This is a genomic window from Polaromonas sp. P1_G1, assembly GCF_056405595.1.
Genome location: NZ_JBFUBU010000261.1, coordinates 1 through 397, shown reverse-complemented (window position 1 = coordinate 397; position 397 = coordinate 1). Strand labels below are relative to the sequence as shown.

At 57.7% G+C, this 397-nt stretch carries 1 protein-coding gene; it reads left to right on the top strand.

Annotated features, from left to right (window positions below; translation table 11 throughout):
• Positions 1 to 110 precede the first annotated feature (110 nt).
• Positions 111 to 397 (top strand): substrate-binding domain-containing protein (locus tag AC1D1Y_RS26750; protein ID WP_477685006.1); only part of this gene is annotated, 287 nt, incomplete at its 3' end.

Below are 397 nucleotides of genomic sequence, written 5' to 3'. Positions count from 1 at the left end.
GCGCTACCCCCATCGAACCCGGTTCACACCACCAGCCCCTGGTGTGTGCAGTCGGTATCGAGACCGGCCTTCGGGTCAAATTTTTCTACTAACAATTCCAGGAGACACGCATGAAGAAACAACTCAAAACCCTGCTGACCATTGCCTTGAGCGCGGCCCTGGTCAGCCCCGCGTTTGCGGCCGACAAGATCGCCCTGGTGGTGAAGAGTCTGGGCAACGGCTTCTTTGACGCCGCCAACCAAGGCGCGCAAGAAGCCGCCAAGGAACTCAAGAACATCGAGATCATTTACACCGGCCCCGCCAAGGCGACTGCCGAAGGCCAGATCGAAATACTCAAGAACATCGAGATCATTTACACCGGCCCCGCCAAGGCGACTGCCGAAGGCCAGATCGAAAT